Consider the following 17,376-nt stretch of genomic DNA (forward strand, 5'->3'; position numbering starts at 1 on the left):
AGAATGCACGCTGTGACCCGTCCGACCCTGCGAGAGGCCGTCGCCCGCCTGGCCCCGGGCACCGGGCTGCGGGACGGCCTGGAACGCATCCTGCGCGGCCGCACCGGTGCCCTGATCGTGCTCGGCCACGACGAGAACGTCGAGGCCATCTGCGACGGCGGCTTCTCCCTCGATGTCCGGTATGCGCCGACGAGGCTGCGCGAGCTGTGCAAAATGGACGGCGCCGTGGTGCTGTCCACGGACTGCAGCCGCATCGTGCGGGCCAATGTGCAATTGGTTCCGGATCCGTCGATATCAACCGACGAATCGGGAACCCGTCACCGCTCGGCGGAACGGGCCGCGATCCAGACGGGTTATCCGGTGATCTCGGTGAGCCATTCGATGAACATTGTGACGGTCTACGTTGGCGGGGAGCGCCACGTGCTGACCGACTCGGCGACCATCCTGTCGCGAGCCAACCAGGCGATCGCAACCCTGGAACGCTACAAGACCAGGCTCGATGAGGTCAGCCGGCAACTGTCCAGGGCGGAGATCGAAGACTTCGTCACGCTGCGCGACGTGATGACGGTGGTGCAGCGGCTCGAGCTGGTCCGCCGCATCGGTCTGGCGATCGACTACGACGCCGTCGAACTCGGCACCGACGGGCGTCAGCTGCGGCTACAGCTGGAGGAGTTGCTCGGCGGCAACGACACAGCCCGTGAGTTGATCGTGCGGGACTATCACGCCAACCCTGAACCGCTGTCCAAGACGCAAATCGGGGCGACCCTGGACGAGCTGGATTCGCTGTCGGATTCCGACCTGCTCGAACTCACGGCATTGGCAAAGATCTTCGGATACCCAACGACGGCCGAGGCTCAGGATTCGGCGCTGAGCCCGCGGGGGTATCGCGCGATGGCCGGCATCCCGAGGCTGCAGTTCGCTCATGTCGACCTGCTGGTCCGGTCATTCGGAACGCTGCAGGGGCTGCTCGCGGCAAGTGCCACTGACCTGCAATCCGTCGACGGCATCGGCGCCATGTGGGCCCGCCATGTACGCGAGGGCCTGTCACAACTGGCAGAGTCGACGATCGCCGACCACTGAGCTCGGTTAGCCCCCCTGCGTGCCCGCCGGCGGCGCCTCCGGCGGTGGCGCCAGCGCTGGACCCGGGGCGGGAACCGGCCCGGGCGGCGGCGGCGGCTGGTTGAGCACGAACGGAACGGGCTGCGAGCGCAGATTGCCCAACTGGACGACCAGATTGTAGGTGCCCGCACCAATCGCCGGCCGCGGCAATGGACAATGCGGCGCCGATCCCATCCCCGTCCAAGTCACCGCCGTCGTCACCTGCTCCCCCGGCGTAAACGTCTTGACCAAGGTCTCATTGGACGGCGCGCAGTCGAGGTTGGACCACAGCCGCTTGTTGTCCAACGAATAAACGTAGGCCGCAAGCACCGCGGCTCCCACGTCGCGCTTGCAGGACACCAGCCCGATGTTGGTGACGACCATGGTGAATTTCGGCTGGTCACCGATGTAGTACTGAGGCGAGTTGGTCAGGCCCTTGACGGCCAGTGTCGAATCAGGGCAGTCATCGCCGTCTTTTAGCACTGGCGGCGGCTGCACCGCGGCGGTGGGCGTGGGCGTCTCCGGGTTTTGGCCCTGCGGCGGGGGCGCCGCGGGAGTGTTTCCCTCGGTTTGCCCGGCCGGCTGCGGCGGCGCCTGGGGAGCCGGTGAATGCCCTTGCGCGCTGCCCGGTTTCTCGGCGTTTGCGGGTTTGGCCCCGGCACTGCTGCTGACGAATGCGATGACTGTGGCAACCGCGATACCGATCACCACGACCGCGATGCCCAGGGCTAGCCCCCTGCGCCGCCAGTAGATCTCGGTAGGTAGCGGGCCACGCGGTTCCAGATCCAGCACGTTTACACCGTAGGCCCAGGTCACGTCGACGCGTTTGACCCGCGTCGGCGTGTCGCCGGGTTAGCTAGCCAATACGCGTGTTAGGGGCGGTCGGGACTCAGACTTCCTCACCGATATCGCCGACGTGATCGAGCAGTACGGCCCGCCCGTCGGCTAGCTGATAGGAGAGGCCCACGATCGCTAAGGATCCCAGTGCCACCCGGTCCGCGATCGCCCTCGAACGCGCCATGAGGTTCGCCACCGTCTCGTGTACATGTCGATCCTCGAACTCGTCGACGCGCTTCAAACCGTCCCGTTTGCCCAACAGGATGGACGGCGCCACCCGCTCCACCACGTCCCGCACATAGCCGTCGGGCAGCGCGCCTTCGTTGATCGCCGTCAATGCGGCATTGACGGCGCCGCAGCTGTCATGGCCGAGAACGACGACGAGCGGCACATTGAGGACCATCACCGCGTACTCGATGGAGCCCAACACGGCGGAGTCGATGACATGTCCGGCGGTGCGTACCACGAACATGTCTCCTAAACCCTGGTCGAAGATGATCTCGGCGGCCACCCGACTGTCCGCGCATCCGAAGATCACGGCCGTCGGTTTCTGCCCAGCGGCCAGGCTGGCCCGGTGGTCAACGCTCTGACTGGGATGCTCGGGCCGTCCGGCCACGAATCGCTCGTTACCCTCTTTGAGTGCTTTCCATGCGGTTATCGGATTGGTGGTGGGCATGTCACGCATTCTGCCGGAACCGTCGGTGACCCGCCCGGGACACATACCGGTCACAAATCTTCTCGACTGGTACGACCGATCGCGCCGCGATCTGCCCTGGCGGCAACCCGGCGTTAGTGCGTGGCAGATCATGGTCAGCGAGTTCATGCTGCAGCAGACGCCGGTGGCCCGGGTCCTGCCGGTCTGGTCAGATTGGGTGCGGCGCTGGCCCACGCCGTCGGCCACCGCGGCGGCCAGCGCCGCCGATGTGTTGCGCGCCTGGGGCAAGCTGGGCTACCCGAGGCGGGCCAAGCGGTTGCACGAATGCGCCACCGTTATCGCGCGTGACCATGGCGACGTGGTTCCCGACGATATCGACGTCCTGGTCACCCTTCCGGGGGTCGGAAGCTATACCGCGCGGGCGGTGGCCTGCTTCGCCTATCGCCAGCGAGTGCCGGTAGTGGACACCAATGTGCGCAGGGTGGTGGCGCGAGCGGTGCACGGTCGCGCCGACGCCGGCGCGCCGTCAACCGCTCGCGACCACGCCGACGTCTCGGCGCTGCTGCCGAAAGATGGAGCGGCACCGCGGTTTTCAGTGGCTTTGATGGAGCTGGGCGCGACGGTGTGCGCCGCAAGGATGCCACGCTGCGGGTTATGCCCGCTGGACGCGTGTGCCTGGCGGCGCGCCGGCTTTCCGCCCGCCGACGGTCCACCGCGCCGGGTTCAGGCCTACGCCGGAACCGACCGTCAGGTCCGCGGGCGGTTGCTAGATGTGTTGCGCGCCAAGGACTCTCCGGTTACCCGGGCCGAGCTGGACGTGGCCTGGATGACCGACTGCGCGCAGCGGGACCGGGCGCTGGAGTCGCTGCTTGCCGACGGCCTCGTGACCCGGAGCGTCGACGGCCGGTTCGCGTTGGCGGGCGAGGAGTTTTAGCCGGGTTGGCCGTCGGCGCCCGCGGCGCCCAAGCCGCCGGGATCGCCGGGATTGCCGCTGGTCGCCCCGAATCCGGCCGCGCCGCCGGCGCCGCCGGTTCCGCCCGCGCCGCCATGACCCCCGGCACCGCCCGCACCTTGGACGCCCGCGTCGCCGAACATTCCGGCGGCGCCGCCCGCGCCACCCGCACCGCCATTGCCGCCGGTTCCACCGGCGCCGCCGGCTCCCCCATTGCCGCCATCACCGCCGACCCGGCCGGTGCCGCCATCACCGCCGTCGCCGCCCTCGGCGCCGATGCCGCCGACACCGCCGACACCCCCGGCACCTCCGTTCCCGCCGTCGCCGAACAGCAGCCCGCCACGACCACCCGCACCCCCGGCACCGCCGACGCCCCCAGTGCCAGCGGTGTTGGCGCCCGCACCGCCGGGGCCGCCGTCGCCTCCGCTACCCCCGAAGGTCGTTCCGCCAGCGGCGCCGCCACCGTTGCCGCCGTTGCCGCCGGCGGCGCCGGTGCCGCCGCGACCACCGGCACCACCGTTGCCTCCAACAGCGGTGCCACCGCCCAAGGTTGTGGCGGGGCCGCCGTCGCCGCCGTTACCACCCGAGGCGCCGGCTCCGCCGTCGCCGCCGTCGCCGCCGTTGCCCCCGTTGGCCGAGCCGGTGCCGGTGTTGGTACCGCCGCCGCCGGCACCACCCTTGCCGCCAGGTCTGAAATCGCCTCCGTCGCCCCCGTTGCCGCCGTTGCCCCCTGTCACCGGGCCTGCACTCGAATCGGCGCCGCTGCCGCCGGCGCCGCCGGCCCCGCCGGCCTGCGTCACGGCGCCCGGGCTACCCGGCAGGCCAGCTCCGCCGCTGCCGGCACCGTTATTGGTGCCAGGGGTGCCGGGTGCCGCAGTGCCGCCCGGCTGCTGACTCGGGTTCACCCCGTTGGTCCCAGTGGCGCCGACCCCGCCGACGCCGCCGTCGCCGCCCGTGCCGATCAGGCCCGCGTTGCCGCCAACGCCTCCGTTCCCGGCGAACCCGCCGCTCAGCGCCGCCCCGCCGGCCCCGCCGACCCCGCCGTTACCGAACACACCGCCGTTACCGCCGGCGCCGCCGGTGCCGCTGATCGTGGTGCCCAGCCCGCCGGCCCCTCCTGCACCGCCATCACCGAACAGCCAGCCGGCGCCGCCCGCTCCGCCGACACCACCGGCGCCGCTGGCATTGGTGCCGCCAGCACCGCCGTTGCCACCGCGGCCGAACAGCCCAGCGGCACCACCATTTCCACCAGCACCGCCAACACCGGCCACGCCGGACCCGCCGTTGCCGCCATTGCCCCACAGCAACCCACCGGCCCCGCCGGCCTGCCCGGTCCCCGGCGCCCCATCGGCGCCGTTGCCGATCAGCGGGCGCCCCAGCAGCGTCTGAGCGGGAGCGTTGATCATGCCCAGTAGCTGCTGCTCGGCGTTGGTCGCCTCGGCGCTGGCATACAACCGCGCGCCTGACGTTACGGCCTGCACGAACTGCTGGTGAAACGCCGCGGCCCGGGCGCTGAGCGCCTGATATTCCTGCGCGTGCGAGCCGAACACCGCCGCAATGGCAGCCGAAACCTCGTCCTCGGCCGCAGCCAGCAACGCAGTCGTCGGACCTGCCGCCGCGGCGTTCGCCGCGCTAAGGACCGAACCGATACCGGCCATATCCGAGGCCGCTGACAGCAGAGCCTCCGGAACTGCGATCACGAACGACATCCGACACCTCCACTATCACCCCCCAGAGGCCGATCGTATCGATACCGCCGGTCTCGTCATGCATTTTTCGCCGCCAGAAAGGACTCCACCCGCGCCGGTACACCTCCGGCGCAGTCCCCTTCAACCATCCGCGGCATCTGGCCCGACGGCGTTGCCAAATTGCCAACCTCGAAAAGCAACGCCGGCGACCGCACTGCCCGCCACTGCGCCCAGTCGTCGCGGGTGCCCACCCGGCGGCGAGCGGATTGTGGACGTCAGCCGGGTTGGCCGTCGGCGCCCGCGGCGCCGAACCCACCAGGATCGCCGGCCAGACCGTTGAACACAACGCCAACTCCGGCTTCGCCGCCGGCGCCACCCGTGCCCCCGGCACCGCCCTGACCTCCAGCGCCGCCCGCACCGTGAACACCAGCATGTCCGAACATTCCGGCACCGCCGCCCGCCCCGCCAACACCGCCGTTGCCGCCGGTTCCGCCGGCGCCCCCGGCACCACCATTGCCGCCATCACCGCCGATATTTCCCTCTCCGCCGTCCCCACCGGCGCCGCCCTGAGCGCCGATGCCGCCAACACCGCCGACACCACCGGCACCACCGTTACCGCCGTTGCCCCACAGCAGCCCGCCACGACCGCCGGCGCCCCCGGCGCCCCCGCCACCCCCGGTGCCGGCATTGTTTGCGCCGGCACCTCCGGGCCCGCCGTTGCCGCCGTCACCATCGTGGAATACTGGCCCGGGGCCGGTGCCAAGACCGCCCGCACCGCCGGCCCCACCGGCTGCGCCCGTGCCACCGCGCCCCCCATTGCCACCGTTGCCGCCGACACTGTTGACAGCACCGACTGAATCGCCAACGCCGCCGTCACCACCGGATCCGCCCGGGGCGCCGGCCCCGCCGTCACCCCCGTTGCCCCCGTTGCCCCCATAACCGTTGCCGGCACCTGAGTTGCGACCGTCACCGCCGATACCCCCGCTGCCGCCGGGTGCACCATCACCTCCGTTGCCTCCGTTACCCCCGTTACCCCCGGTAACGGCGCCATTGCTGGTATCGGTACCCCAGCCGCCGGCGCCGCCGTCACCGCCGGCCTGCCCCACCGTGGCGGTACCCGAGCCACCGGTACCGCCCGGGCTGCCGGTCGCGCCGTCGATGCCAGGGCTGCCGGCTGCCGCCTGGCTGGTCTGGTTTTCGGTTGGGTTCTCCCCGTTGGCTCCCGCTCCGCCGACCCCACCGGCACCGCCGGCCCCACCGTCGCCGAACCACCCGGCGTTACCGCCGCTACCGCCATTGCCGGCGAGCCCGCCTGTCACGGCCGCTCCGCCCGCCCCGCCGACCCCGCCGTTACCGAACACACCGCCGTTACCGCCGGCGCCGCCGGTGCCGCTGATCGTGGTGCCCAGCCCGCCGGCCCCTCCTGCACCGCCATCACCGAACAACCATCCGGCGCCGCCCGCTCCGCCGACACCACCGGCGCCGCTGGCATTGGTGCCGCCCGCCCCGCCGTTGCCACCGCGGCCGAACAGCCCAGCGGCACCACCATTTCCACCGGCACCGCCAACACCGGCCACGCCGGACCCGCCGTTGCCGCCATTGCCCCACAGCAACCCACCGGCCCCGCCGGCCTGCCCGGTCCCCGGCGCCCCATCGGCGCCGTTGCCGATCAGCGGGCGCCCCAGCAGCGTCTGAGCGGGAGCGTTGATCATGCCCAGTAGCTGCTGCTCGGCGTTGGTCGCCTCGGCGCTGGCATACAACCGCGCGCCTGACGTTACGGCCTGCACGAACTGCTGGTGAAACGCCGCGGCCCGGGCGCTGAGCGCCTGATATTCCTGCGCGTGCGAGCCGAACACCGCCGCAATGGCAGCCGAAACCTCGTCCTCGGCCGCAGCCAGCAACGCAGTCGTCGGACCTGCCGCCGCGGCGTTCGCCGCGCTAAGGACCGAACCGATACCGGCCATATCCGAGGCCGCTGACAGCAGAGCTTCCGGAACTGCGATCACGAACGACATCCACTACCCCAATGGGATTAGGCGAGACGCCGATCGTATCCCCCGGCGTTCACAAAAATCAGTATTTCAACAACTTTCGCAGCCCCGCTCCGAAGTTGTTTGCACACGTCGCCGGCGGGGGTTAGTAGACTTAGTTCATGACTAAGTCCACCCCGACGTCCAACGCTATCAGGGTCGGCGTCCACGAAGCGAAGACCCGTATGTCGGAGCTGCTGCGGCTGGTCGACAGCGGTCAGGAAATCGAGATTGCCCGGGGCGGTGAACCCGTGGCAAAGCTTGTGCCGTTCCACCCCCGCGAGACCCGCCGCTTAGGTATAGACCGGGGCGTGTATACCGTGCCCGAGGATTTCGACGCTCCGTTGCCGGACGATGTCATTGCGAGCTTCAATCGGTGAAGCGCTACCTCGTAGACACCCATGTTTGGCTGTGGATGCAGTCAGACCCTGACCGGCTACGCGACGAAACACGGGCAATCGTTGCCGACGTCCGCAATAACATTCTGTTTTCGGCCGCCAGCGCTTGGGAGATCGCGATCAAGTATCGGCTCGGCAAGCTCGCATTGCCCGAAGCACCGGCCTCGTATGTGCCCGATCGCATGCGCCGCTCCGGAACGCCAATGCTGCCGATCGAGCATGCGCACGTGCTGAGGACCGCCGAACTTCCGGATCACCATAGGGATCCGTTCGACCGCGTCCTCGTCGCCCAAGCACAGCTGCTCGACCTGACGATCGTCACCGCCGATGACCAGTTGTCTGCCTACGATGTCGCGGTCGTCGCCGCCTAACGTCCCGACGCCACACGGCGTCCCTCACCCACCGGCAGGGTTAGCGCCGCAAGAGGAAGGACTCGACGGCCTGCCGGTATTCCCGCGGTGCCTCGTCGTGTACCAGGTGACCCGCCTCGGGTATCCGCAAATATGTTGTAGAGCAATCTCTTTCAGCCATCTTCCGCATCTGGCCTGGCGGCGTGACCGAGTCGCCAGCTTCGATGAGCAGCGCCGGCGATTGCACCGCCCGCCACTGCGCCCAGTAGTCGCGGGTACCCCACTCGGAGGCGATCTCGATCCATCGAGAGGTATGGCCGTGCAACCGCCAACCCGTGGCGGTACGGTCGAAGGCTTCCAGAAAGTATCTGCCGGCCACCGGCCCGAACTCCGCGAATACTTGTTCAGCAGAATCGAATTCGACCGGAAGCGCATGCAGCCACGGCTCCCACGGACCGGTGGTTCGGCCGCGGAAGTCCGGCGCCATATCCTCGACCACTAACGCCGAAACCAACTCGGGACGCTGCGCGGCCAGACACCACGAATGCAGGGCACCCATCGAATGCCCGACCAATCTGACCGGCACGCCCAACGCGGTCACCGCATCACGCAGATCGGCAACGAAACGTTCGGTGCTGATCGGGTATGGGTCGTTGACGTCGCGGCCTCGATGCCATGGCGCATCGTAGGTGTAGACGGTGCCCAGCCGGGTCAGCCACGGCAACTGACGCGACCAGGTGCTCCCCCGGCCCATCAGACCATGCACCAGGATCAATGGCTCGCCCTGTCCACCGCGATGGGTCAACAGATCGGTGGGCATGCCGGGCACGGTAGCCTAGCGACATGCCAGTGGTGAAGATCAATGCAATCGAGGTACCCGCCGACGCTGGCCCGGAACTGGAGAAGCGTTTCGCCCACCGCGCCCACGCGGTCGAGAACTCTCCCGGTTTCCTCGGCTTTCAGCTGCTGCGTCCGGTCAAGGGTGAAGACCGCTACTTCGTGGTGACGCACTGGGAATCCGAGGAAGCGTTCCAGGCGTGGGCGACTGGGCCCGCCATCGAAGCGCACGCCGGGCACCGCGCGAACCCCGTGGCGACAGGGGCGTCACTGCTGGAATTCGAAGTTGTGATGGACGTTGCCGGGACCGGCAAGACTGAGTAGCCGGCGGGTGGCTCAGCGCCGTGGGCTGGCGTTGGGCGTCGCAGCTGCATTGGTAGTTACCCTGGCGCCGGGTTGTGCGTCCTCCCCTACGCCGTCGGCGAACGCGGCGAACCCAGCGCGCCGCATCGACACCAGAACCCCGCCCGGTCTGCGGGCGCAGCAGACCATGGACATGCTCAACTCGGACTGGCCGATCGGCCCGGTCGGGGTTGGCACCCTGGCCGCGGCCGACCAGGTCGACTCCGTCGCAAAAACGATGGAAGCGCTCTGGTGGGATCGGCCCTTCAGCCTCGACAGCGTCGACATCGGCGCCAGTGTCGCCACGCTACACCTCATTTCTTCCTACGGCGCCCGACAAGACATCCGCATTCACACCGACGACGGTGGCTGGGTCGACCGGTTCGACCTCGATACTCAACCACCGCCGTCGATCACCTCGTGGGCCGACGTTGACGCCGTGTTGAGCAAGACCGGGGCCCGCTACTCATATCAGGTCGCCAAGGTCGACAATGGTCACTGCGACCCGGTAGCCGGCAGCAATACCGGCGAATCTCTGCCGCTGGCATCGATTTTCAAGCTGTACGTACTGCACGCACTGGCCGGCGCGGTCCGCAACGGTACGGTGTCGTGGGACGATCAGCTGACCGTCACTGCAAAGAGCAAGGCGGTGGGCTCTTCCGGCCTGGAATTGCCTCCCGGGGCACAGGTTTCGGTTCGCACGGCCGCCGAGAAGATGATCGCAACCAGCGACAATATGGCCACCGACCTGCTGATCGGAAAATTGGGCACGCACGCCATCGAGGAAGCCCTGGCCACCGCCGGCCATCACGATCCGGCCAGCATGACACCCTTCCCCACCATGTACGAGCTGTTCTCCGTTGGCTGGGGTCAACCGGATCTGCGCGACCAATGGAGGCGGGCGAGCCCACGGGTCCGCGCCCAATTGCTGCAGCAGGCGAATTCCACCCCATACCAACCTGATCCAACTCGAGCCCACACGCCTGCTTCTAGTTTTGGCGCGGAGTGGTACGGCAATGCCGAGGACATCTGCCGAGTGCACGCGACGCTGCAGGCTGATGCGGTCGGTCGGGCCGTACCCGTCAGACAGATCCTGTCGGCCGTCGCGGGTATCCAGCTGGATCGCGAGAAATGGCCCTATATCGGCGCGAAAGCCGGTGGGCTGCCGGGCGATCTGACGTTTAGTTGGTACGCCGTCGACAAGACCGGGCAGCCTTGGGTGGTGAGCTTCCAGCTGAACTGGCCACGCGATCACGGGCCAACGGTGACCGGCTGGATGCTGCAGGTCGCCAAACAGGTCTTCGCGCTGGTGGGCCCGAAATAGCTAGAGCCGCAACGTCCAGCTGTCTCTGCGGTAGTGCATGACGGTGCGGCTTAGCGGGCCAATATCAATGCGCCAGAACGATTTTGGTGGGATGTCGAGTGCTACCAGGATCGCCGCGCGAATCACCGCCGGATGCGTGACCGCCACAGTGTTGGCCGTCAACGAGTCCAGCCACCCGGCCACCCGGTCGATTAAGTCGACGATCGACTCGCCGCCCTGGGGCGCCTGCGCCGGGTCGGTGAGCCACGCGGCCAGCTCTTCGGCGGCGACGCTTTCCAGGGTTGCACCGCGCCACCGTCCGCAATCGAGGTCGGCCAGCCGCGGCTCGGTTGTTGCGTTGAGCCCCAACAACTCCGCGGTTTGTCGGGCGCGCCGCTCGGGTCCGGTGAGCTGGGACGTGTTGCCCCGGACAGCAAGGCGCGCAGCGGCTTCGGCCTGCCGGCGACCGATGTCGCTGAGCGGTTCATCGGCGGGGAAACGCGCGGCGGCCATGGCCGCAGTCATCGCGTGCGACACCAAAGTCAGCCGGATGACTTGACTCTTCCGGCCCGTTCGCCCAGCAGCCGGCTCGCGAGCGTCGCGAAAACCACGCCGGTGGTCACCCATAGCACCAGTTGGGTGCCCAGCGAAACCAGCCTGAATTCGTAGAGTACGTCGGCGGGAAAGCCCGCGGGCGTCTCTGCGATGGTCGGCAGAACCAAGATGATCAGAGCAATCGCCACGACATAAGCGCCGGCCGCGATCAAGCCGGCGTTCCAAGCGTCAAGCCGCGCGGCCAGCCTTCGAGCCAGCCACACCGCCGCGATCGCCAACGCCACCGACGCCAACACCATCACCAGATACCACAGGGTGCGCGACCTGATCGTGTCCGCCTGACCGACGGCCGGCGGATTGGGCGGATACTTCACGAACGGCACCAAATACACCGCGGTAAAGGCTCCCGCCGCAAGGCGTAGCGAAAGCTCCTGTGGTGCAGCGTCTTCCGCGCGCGCATAGGCGACGCAAAACGCAACCGTGAACAGCGCACCCATGGCAATGCCGAAAATCAGTACGCCGAAACCCAATCCGGCATTGCCCTGCACGCCACGGGTGAACAATTCGACGCCGTGCTCGTGTACGCCTTGAGCGTGCGCGACTTCGGCGCGGCCTTCCTCATATTCGATTGCGCGGCCAATTACCGGTTCGGCGAACAGGCGGGCGAAAACGAACGCCAGCACCGCGCCCACCGTGCCCGCAAGGAGACCGCGTGCTATCAGACGCTTCTCCACGACAGCGCCTCAGTGGCAGGGGAATCCGAGCAGATGCCTGGCGTCGTGAAAGAATTCGTGCACGTGTGAGTCGCTGCCGAACAGCGACACCGCGCCCTGGTCGATGCCGACGAAGTAGAGCGCCAGCAGCGCCAGGAAGGCGGTGGCCGCCAACCACAGCGCCGCACCTGCTGCCGACAGATCAACCGATCCAACCTGGGCTGTATGGGAATTCGCCACTGTCCACTCCTTCTGGGGATTTCGCGTCCCGCTTCGGTGCTGATGACGAGCGCCGGGTCTGACTGTGTACAGTGGCGCGACCGTTCTGGATTTTCACCAGATTCCGTCACTCATCAAACAACTGACAACACCGGTCAGTGTAAACCGCGGGTTGGGTCAGCCGTGCAGGAGCGTCTGCTCAACATTGGCGGCCTCGGCGCTGGCATAGCCGCCCGTACCCGAGGCCATCGTCTGCACAAACTGCGCATGAAACGCCGCGGCTTGCGCGCTGAGCGCCTGATAGGCCTGCGCGTGCGAACCGAACAACACCGCAATCGCGGCCGACACCTCGTCGGCACCGGCGGCCAGCACGCCGGTGGTTGGGGCCAGTGCCGCCGCGTTAGCCGCGCTGATGCTGGAACCGATATTGGCCAGGTCCGTGGCCGCAGCCGACAGGATCTCTGGAGCCGCGACCACAAACGACATTGGGCACCTCACAGCACGTCACTGATGAACCCATTCACTGTGACGACAGGGTGCTGCACCAATGTTGACTAGTTGCTGAATACGCAGGTCGCCGCTATTCGGCTTCCGTACCAGTCCCGCCCGCGCTGTGCGCTCCGGCCTTGGCGAGATCCGTCTCGGCCGGCGGCTTACGGGTTCCGGTGAAGGTGAAGACCGCGTCCTCGCCGGCGCTTTCGCCGTCCCAGTTGTCGACGTCGACGGTGACGATCTGTCCCGGCCCGACCTCCTCGAAGAGGATCTTCTCGGACAGCTGGTCCTCGATCTCGCGTTGGATGGTGCGCCGCAGCGGACGGGCACCCAGCACCGGATCGAAGCCACGCTTGGCCAGCAGCGACTTGGCCTTGTCGGTCATCTCCAGAGCCATGTCTTTGCTCTTGAGCTGGCCGGCGACCCTGCTGATCATCAGGTCGACCATCTGGATGATCTCTTCGCGAGTCAACTGGTGGAACACGATGATGTCGTCGATGCGGTTGAGGAACTCCGGTCGGAAGTGCTTCTTGAGCTCGTCGTTGACCTTCTGCTTCATCCGCTCGTAATCGTTCTCACCGCCGCCCTTGGTGAAGCCCAGGCCGACCGGCTTGGAGATGTCGGAGGTGCCGAGGTTGGACGTGAAGATCAGCACGGTGTTCTTGAAGTCGACCGTGCGGCCCTGCCCGTCGGTGAGCCGGCCATCCTCGAGCACCTGCAACAGGCTGTTGTAGATCTCCTGATGCGCCTTTTCGATCTCGTCGAAGAGAACCACGGAAAACGGCTTGCGCCGCACCTTCTCGGTGAGCTGGCCGCCCTCTTCGTATCCGACATACCCAGGCGGAGCGCCGAACAGCCGCGACGCGGTGAACCGGTCGTGGAACTCGCCCATGTCGATCTGGATGAGCGCGTCGTCGTCGCCGAACAGGAAGTTGGCCAGCGCCTTGGACAGCTCGGTCTTACCGACACCGGACGGGCCAGCGAAGATGAACGAACCCGACGGGCGCTTGGGATCTTTCAGCCCGGCGCGGGTACGGCGGATCGCCTTGGAGACGGCCTTGACCGCGTCGACCTGGCCGATGATCCGCTTGTGGATCTCGTCCTCCATGCGAAGCAGCCGGGTGGTCTCGGCCTCGGTGAGCTTGAACACCGGGATGCCAGTCCAGTTGCCCAGCACCTCGGCGATCTGCTCGTCGTCAACCTCGGCAACCACATCGAGATCGCCTGAACGCCATTGCTTTTCGCGCTCTGCCCGCTGAGCCACCAGCTGCTTTTCGCGATCGCGCAGGCTGGCGGCCTTCTCGAAGTCCTGGGCGTCGATCGCCGATTCCTTCTCCCGGCGGGCCTCGGCGATCTTCTCGTCGAACTCACGCAGGTCTGGCGGCGCGGTCATGCGGCGAATCCGCATCCGGGCACCGGCCTCGTCGATCAGGTCGATGGCCTTATCCGGCAGGAACCGGTCGTTGATGTAGCGGTCGGCCAGGGTGGCCGCGGCCACGATGGCGCTGTCGCTGATCGACACCCGGTGGTGGGCCTCGTAGCGGTCGCGCAGACCCTTGAGGATCTCGATGGTGTGCTCCACCGTCGGCTCGCCCACCTGCACCGGTTGGAAGCGGCGCTCCAGCGCGGCGTCCTTCTCGATGTACTTGCGGTACTCGTCGAGCGTGGTGGCACCGATCGTCTGCAGTTCGCCGCGGGCCAGCTTGGGCTTGAGGATGCTGGCCGCGTCGATCGCGCCCTCGGCGGCACCGGCACCGACCAGCGTGTGCAGCTCGTCGATGAACAAGATGATGTCGCCACGCGTGTTGATCTCCTTGAGCACCTTCTTCAGGCGCTCCTCGAAGTCACCGCGGTAGCGCGAGCCGGCGACCAGCGATCCCAGGTCCAGGGTGTAGAGCTGCTTGTCCTTCAGCGTCTCGGGAACCTCGCCGTGCACGATGGCCTGCGCGAGGCCCTCGACGACGGCCGTCTTGCCGACACCTGGCTCGCCGATCAGCACCGGGTTGTTCTTGGTGCGGCGGGAGAGCACCTGCATCACCCGCTCGATTTCTTTCTCGCGGCCGATAACGGGGTCAAGCTTGCCTTCCATCGCCGCCGACGTCAGGTTGCGGCCGAACTGGTCAAGAACCAAGGAAGTCGAAGGCGAGCCGGACTCCCCGCCCCGACCACCGGTGCCGGCTTCGGCGGCCTCCTTGCCCTGGTAGCCGGACAGCAGCTGGATAACCTGCTGACGCACTCGGGTCAGCTCGGCGCCCAGCTTGACCAGCACCTGGGCCGCCACGCCCTCACCCTCGCGGATCAGGCCCAGCAGGATGTGCTCGGTGCCGATGTAGTTGTGGCCGAGCTGCAGCGCCTCACGCAGGCTCAGCTCGAGAACCTTCTTGGCGCGCGGGGTGAACGGGATGTGCCCGGACGGCGCCTGTTGGCCCTGGCCGATGATCTCCTCGACCTGGCTGCGGACGCCTTCCAGCGAGATACCCAGCGACTCCAGCGACTTCGCCGCGACGCCTTCGCCCTCGTGAATCAGACCCAACAGGATGTGCTCGGTGCCGATGTAGTTGTGGTTGAGCATCCTGGCCTCTTCTTGCGCCAAGACGACGACCCTGCGGGCACGGTCGGTAAATCGTTCGAACATCGGTCGTTACCTGCTCTCCCTAACCATCGGTACAAAACCCTTAGTGGGTCCTGCCGGTCTTGGGACCGGAACCGCGTACCTGCCGTCCACTGTAATGGTCGGCCTGCCGGGGTTCCTAACCTTGCGGTCCGCCCCGCGACAACAGAACGCAACGGTTAAACGACGAAAACCACCAATGCGTTTCCCGTGCCTCCCGGCGAGCAGTTACGCCGCCAGCGAACACTGGCGAGAAAAGGCCTAAAGCGCCTTAAAGCACCGGCGCCCAGGCTTTTGAGCCTGGGCGCCGGTAAACAAATGTCAGGTTGCGGCGTGGAATGCGTCGATGACGTCGGCCGGGATGCGGCCACGCGTCGATACGTTGTGGCCGTTGCGACGAGCCCATTCCCGGATCGCGGCACTCTGCTCACGATCGATAGCACCGCGACCGCGTCCAGCGCCGGAACGCCCACGCCGGCGACCGCCGACACGACGCCCCGCCGCCACCCATTGCTTCAGATCGCCACGCAGTTTCGCGGCATTCTTGGTCGAAAGATCAATCTCATAGGTCACCCCGTCAAGCCCGAATTCGACCGTTTCGTCAGCGGCGCCTGAACCGTCGAAATCATCGACCAAGGTGACGGTTACTTTCTTCGCCATTGGCTTACCCTCGCGTTTCTTCCTGTGCAGTTAGTGTTGCGTACGGATTGACTCCCCAGTCACCAATCTGCCATAGGAACGCAAAATACTCAATCCAGACACAACACAAGCAGTTCAGTTGGAGTGAGGCCGAACAATCGGGAACAAAACTGTCTCCCTAATTGACAGGCCGGTCAAAGACATCAACAACCGATCGATACCCATTCCCGTTCCCGTGCACGGTGGCATCCCGTACTCGAGAGCGGCCAGAAAATCCTCGTCAAGTGGCATCGCCTCGTCATCGCCGGCGACCGCGGCACGGACCTGATCTGCGAATCTCTCCCGCTGCACGACGGGATCGTTTAATTCCGAGTACCCGGTCGCCAGTTCCACTCCGCGCAAGTAGAGATCCCACTTCTCGGTCACTCCGGGGATACTGCGGTGCTGGCGGGTCAATGGCGTTGTCTCTACCGGAAAATCCTTGACAAATGTAGGCGCAGTCAACGTCTTGCCTACCGTGTGCTCCCAGAGTTCCTCGACGAGTTTGCCGTGACCAACGCCACGCTTGTCAAGAATGTCAACGTCCAGTTGATGTGCTATGGCACGTAAGCGATCGATCGACGTCTGTGGCGTGATCTCTTCGCCAAGTGCCGCCGACAACGACGGATACATTTGTATGGTCGCCCATTCTCCGTCGATGTCGTAGACGCTGCCATCGGGCATCGGCAGTTGTCTGGTCCCGATCGCCTCGTCGGCTACCTCTTGAATAAGCTCCCGCGTGGTGACAGCCGAATCGTCATAGGTTCCATACGTCTGGTAGGTCTCCAACATGGAGAATTCCGGGGAATGCGTGGAATCGGCCCCTTCGTTTCGGAACACACGATTAAGTTCGAAGACTTTGTCGAAACCACCGACTATGCATCGCTTGAGGAACAGTTCCGGCGCGATCCGCAGGTAAAGATCGATGTCGAGGGCATTGGAATGGGTGACGAACGGCCGGGCCGCGGCCCCACCGGCCAGTGTTTGCAACATCGGCGTCTCGACTTCGAGGAACCCGCGTCGTTCCAGTCCATTGCGTATCGCACGCATGACCGCGATCCGCTGACGGGCGACCGCGCGTGCTTGGGGGCGCACGATGAGGTCGACATAGCGCTGCCGAACGCGCGATTCTTCGCTCATCTCCTTGTGCGCCACCGGCAGGGGCCGCAACGACTTCACTGCCATCCGCCACGAATCAGCAAGAACGGATAATTCCCCGCGGCGTGAATTGATCACAGCGCCGTGCACGTAGACGATGTCGCCGATATCGACGTCGGCCTTCCACGCATCGAGGGCTTCCTGCCCTACCTTGTCCAGGCTGATCATCGCCTGTAACTGGGTGCCGTCGCCGTCCTGCAGCGTTGCGAAGCACAGTTTTCCGGTGTTGCGGGCGAATACCACCCGGCCCGCGACACCAACGATGTCATCGGTGGCTTCATCGATCGCCAGGTCAGGATGGGCGGCGCGGACCTCGGCCAGGGTGTGGGTGCGCTGCACCGCGACCGGGTAAGCCTGGCGGCCCTCGTCGAGCAGGCGAGCGCGCTTGTCGCGACGGATCCGGAATTGCTCGGGAAGGTCGGTCTCGGCTTCCTTATCCTGGGCACTCACGACGTGCCAG

Annotated in this window: 17 protein-coding genes and 2 pseudogenes; 6 read left to right on the forward strand and 13 right to left on the reverse strand. The window is 66.7% G+C overall.

Going from position 1 to position 17,376, the window contains the following annotated elements; translation table 11 throughout:
- Positions 1-3: 3 nt before the first annotated feature.
- Positions 4-1,080, forward strand: coding sequence for a DNA integrity scanning diadenylate cyclase DisA (gene disA, locus AADZ78_RS25015; protein WP_085251196.1), 1,077 nt, complete (start codon positions 4-6; stop codon positions 1,078-1,080).
- A gap of 6 nt (positions 1,081-1,086) precedes the next feature.
- Here disA and AADZ78_RS25020 read toward each other — a convergent pair whose 3' ends face one another.
- Positions 1,087-1,890: a hypothetical protein gene (locus AADZ78_RS25020; RefSeq protein ID WP_139828785.1), complete on the reverse strand. Its 804-nt coding sequence runs from the start codon at positions 1,888-1,890 to the stop codon at positions 1,087-1,089.
- 97 nt (positions 1,891-1,987) lie between these two features.
- Positions 1,988-2,611 carry a carbonic anhydrase gene (locus tag AADZ78_RS25025; RefSeq protein ID WP_085251198.1) on the reverse strand — a complete coding sequence of 208 codons (624 nt, stop codon included), beginning with the start codon at positions 2,609-2,611 and terminating at the stop codon, positions 1,988-1,990.
- On the opposite strand from AADZ78_RS25025, the gene AADZ78_RS25030 reads away from it, so the two are divergent.
- On the forward strand, positions 2,610-3,524 hold the full coding sequence (locus tag AADZ78_RS25030) for an A/G-specific adenine glycosylase (protein WP_085251199.1): 915 nt from the start codon (positions 2,610-2,612) through the stop codon (positions 3,522-3,524). The genes AADZ78_RS25025 and AADZ78_RS25030 overlap by 2 nt on opposite strands.
- Here the strand turns inward: AADZ78_RS25030 and AADZ78_RS25035 are convergent.
- From AADZ78_RS25035 to AADZ78_RS25045, 3 genes and pseudogenes are all read right to left on the reverse strand, one after another.
- Complete coding sequence (locus AADZ78_RS25035) at positions 3,521-5,251, reverse strand: PE family protein (RefSeq protein ID WP_204903302.1); 1,731 nt, start codon at positions 5,249-5,251, stop codon at positions 3,521-3,523. The genes AADZ78_RS25030 and AADZ78_RS25035 overlap by 4 nt on opposite strands.
- A 56-nt stretch (positions 5,252-5,307) precedes the next feature.
- Positions 5,308-5,478, reverse strand: a pseudogene (locus AADZ78_RS29295) (alpha/beta hydrolase); the annotation flags it as partial.
- Between the two features lie 27 nt (positions 5,479-5,505).
- A complete protein-coding gene (locus tag AADZ78_RS25045) occupies positions 5,506-7,245 on the reverse strand; it encodes a PE family protein (protein ID WP_204079984.1) in 1,740 nt (579 codons plus the stop codon).
- Between the two features lie 137 nt (positions 7,246-7,382).
- Here AADZ78_RS25045 and AADZ78_RS25050 point away from each other — a divergent pair, with 137 nt between their 5' ends.
- Together AADZ78_RS25050 and AADZ78_RS25055 are read left to right on the forward strand one after the other, a co-directional pair.
- Positions 7,383-7,640, forward strand: a complete 258-nt coding sequence (locus AADZ78_RS25050; RefSeq protein WP_085251847.1) for a type II toxin-antitoxin system Phd/YefM family antitoxin — start codon at positions 7,383-7,385, stop codon at positions 7,638-7,640.
- Positions 7,637-8,029 (forward strand): type II toxin-antitoxin system VapC family toxin, encoded by a 393-nt coding sequence (locus AADZ78_RS25055; RefSeq protein ID WP_085251848.1) that lies wholly within the window; start codon positions 7,637-7,639, stop codon positions 8,027-8,029. Before AADZ78_RS25050 ends, AADZ78_RS25055 begins: the two co-directional genes overlap by 4 nt.
- Before the next feature lie 40 nt (positions 8,030-8,069).
- On the opposite strand, the gene AADZ78_RS25060 is transcribed toward AADZ78_RS25055, so the two are convergent.
- Complete coding sequence (locus AADZ78_RS25060) at positions 8,070-8,837, reverse strand: alpha/beta fold hydrolase (protein WP_139828887.1); 768 nt, start codon at positions 8,835-8,837, stop codon at positions 8,070-8,072.
- 14 nt (positions 8,838-8,851) lie between these two features.
- On the opposite strand from AADZ78_RS25060, the gene mhuD reads away from it, so the two are divergent.
- Together mhuD and AADZ78_RS25070 are read left to right on the forward strand one after the other, a co-directional pair.
- On the forward strand, positions 8,852-9,169 hold the full coding sequence (gene mhuD / locus AADZ78_RS25065) for a mycobilin-forming heme oxygenase MhuD (RefSeq protein ID WP_085251879.1): 318 nt from the start codon (positions 8,852-8,854) through the stop codon (positions 9,167-9,169).
- Complete coding sequence (locus AADZ78_RS25070) at positions 9,144-10,511, forward strand: serine hydrolase (protein WP_085251849.1); 1,368 nt, start codon at positions 9,144-9,146, stop codon at positions 10,509-10,511. The genes mhuD and AADZ78_RS25070 overlap by 26 nt, the downstream gene beginning before the upstream one ends.
- Here the strand turns inward: AADZ78_RS25070 and AADZ78_RS25075 are convergent, their stop codons facing one another.
- The 7 genes and pseudogenes from AADZ78_RS25075 to lysS form a co-directional block, all read right to left on the reverse strand.
- On the reverse strand, positions 10,512-11,042 hold the full coding sequence (locus tag AADZ78_RS25075) for a histidine phosphatase family protein (protein ID WP_338101343.1): 531 nt from the start codon (positions 11,040-11,042) through the stop codon (positions 10,512-10,514).
- Positions 11,033-11,779: a CbtA family protein gene (locus tag AADZ78_RS25080; protein ID WP_085251851.1), complete on the reverse strand. Its 747-nt coding sequence runs from the start codon at positions 11,777-11,779 to the stop codon at positions 11,033-11,035. The genes AADZ78_RS25075 and AADZ78_RS25080 overlap by 10 nt, the downstream gene beginning before the upstream one ends.
- 9 nt (positions 11,780-11,788) lie before the next feature.
- Positions 11,789-11,998 carry a CbtB domain-containing protein gene (locus tag AADZ78_RS25085; RefSeq protein WP_085251852.1) on the reverse strand — a complete coding sequence of 70 codons (210 nt, stop codon included), beginning with the start codon at positions 11,996-11,998 and terminating at the stop codon, positions 11,789-11,791.
- Between the two features lie 165 nt (positions 11,999-12,163).
- Positions 12,164-12,463: pseudogene (locus AADZ78_RS25090) on the reverse strand (PE family protein); the annotation flags it as partial.
- 94 nt (positions 12,464-12,557) lie between these two features.
- On the reverse strand, positions 12,558-15,104 hold the full coding sequence (gene clpC1, locus AADZ78_RS25095) for an ATP-dependent protease ATP-binding subunit ClpC (RefSeq protein ID WP_085251854.1): 2,547 nt from the start codon (positions 15,102-15,104) through the stop codon (positions 12,558-12,560).
- A gap of 297 nt (positions 15,105-15,401) precedes the next feature.
- On the reverse strand, positions 15,402-15,740 hold the full coding sequence (gene lsr2 / locus AADZ78_RS25100; protein WP_085251855.1) for a histone-like nucleoid-structuring protein Lsr2: 339 nt from the start codon (positions 15,738-15,740) through the stop codon (positions 15,402-15,404).
- Between the two features lie 114 nt (positions 15,741-15,854).
- The gene (gene lysS, locus AADZ78_RS25105) at positions 15,855-17,366 is read right to left on the reverse strand and encodes a lysine--tRNA ligase (protein ID WP_085251856.1); all 1,512 of its coding nucleotides are present in this window, start codon (positions 17,364-17,366) and stop codon (positions 15,855-15,857) included.
- Positions 17,367-17,376: the final 10 nt, after the last annotated feature.

It is taken from the genome of Mycobacterium riyadhense (assembly GCF_963853645.1).
Classification (GTDB): domain Bacteria; phylum Actinomycetota; class Actinomycetes; order Mycobacteriales; family Mycobacteriaceae; genus Mycobacterium; species Mycobacterium riyadhense.

What these genes read in the sequence shown, in the direction of transcription:
- AADZ78_RS25030 (WP_085251199.1), top strand. Translation starts at nt 2,610, where the DNA reads ATGTCACGCATTCTGCCGGAACCGTCGGTGACCCGCCCGGGACACATA.
- AADZ78_RS25050 (WP_085251847.1), top strand. Translation starts at nt 7,383, where the DNA reads ATGACTAAGTCCACCCCGACGTCCAACGCTATCAGGGTCGGCGTCCAC.
- lsr2 (WP_085251855.1), bottom strand. Translation starts at nt 15,740, where the DNA reads ATGGCGAAGAAAGTAACCGTCACCTTGGTCGATGATTTCGACGGTTCA.
- disA (WP_085251196.1), top strand. Translation starts at nt 4, where the DNA reads ATGCACGCTGTGACCCGTCCGACCCTGCGAGAGGCCGTCGCCCGCCTG.
- AADZ78_RS25035 (WP_204903302.1), bottom strand. Translation starts at nt 5,251, where the DNA reads ATGTCGTTCGTGATCGCAGTTCCGGAGGCTCTGCTGTCAGCGGCCTCG.
- AADZ78_RS25025 (WP_085251198.1), bottom strand. Translation starts at nt 2,611, where the DNA reads ATGCCCACCACCAATCCGATAACCGCATGGAAAGCACTCAAAGAGGGT.
- clpC1 (WP_085251854.1), bottom strand. Translation starts at nt 15,104, where the DNA reads ATGTTCGAACGATTTACCGACCGTGCCCGCAGGGTCGTCGTCTTGGCG.
- AADZ78_RS25045 (WP_204079984.1), bottom strand. Translation starts at nt 7,245, where the DNA reads ATGTCGTTCGTGATCGCAGTTCCGGAAGCTCTGCTGTCAGCGGCCTCG.
- mhuD (WP_085251879.1), top strand. Translation starts at nt 8,852, where the DNA reads ATGCCAGTGGTGAAGATCAATGCAATCGAGGTACCCGCCGACGCTGGC.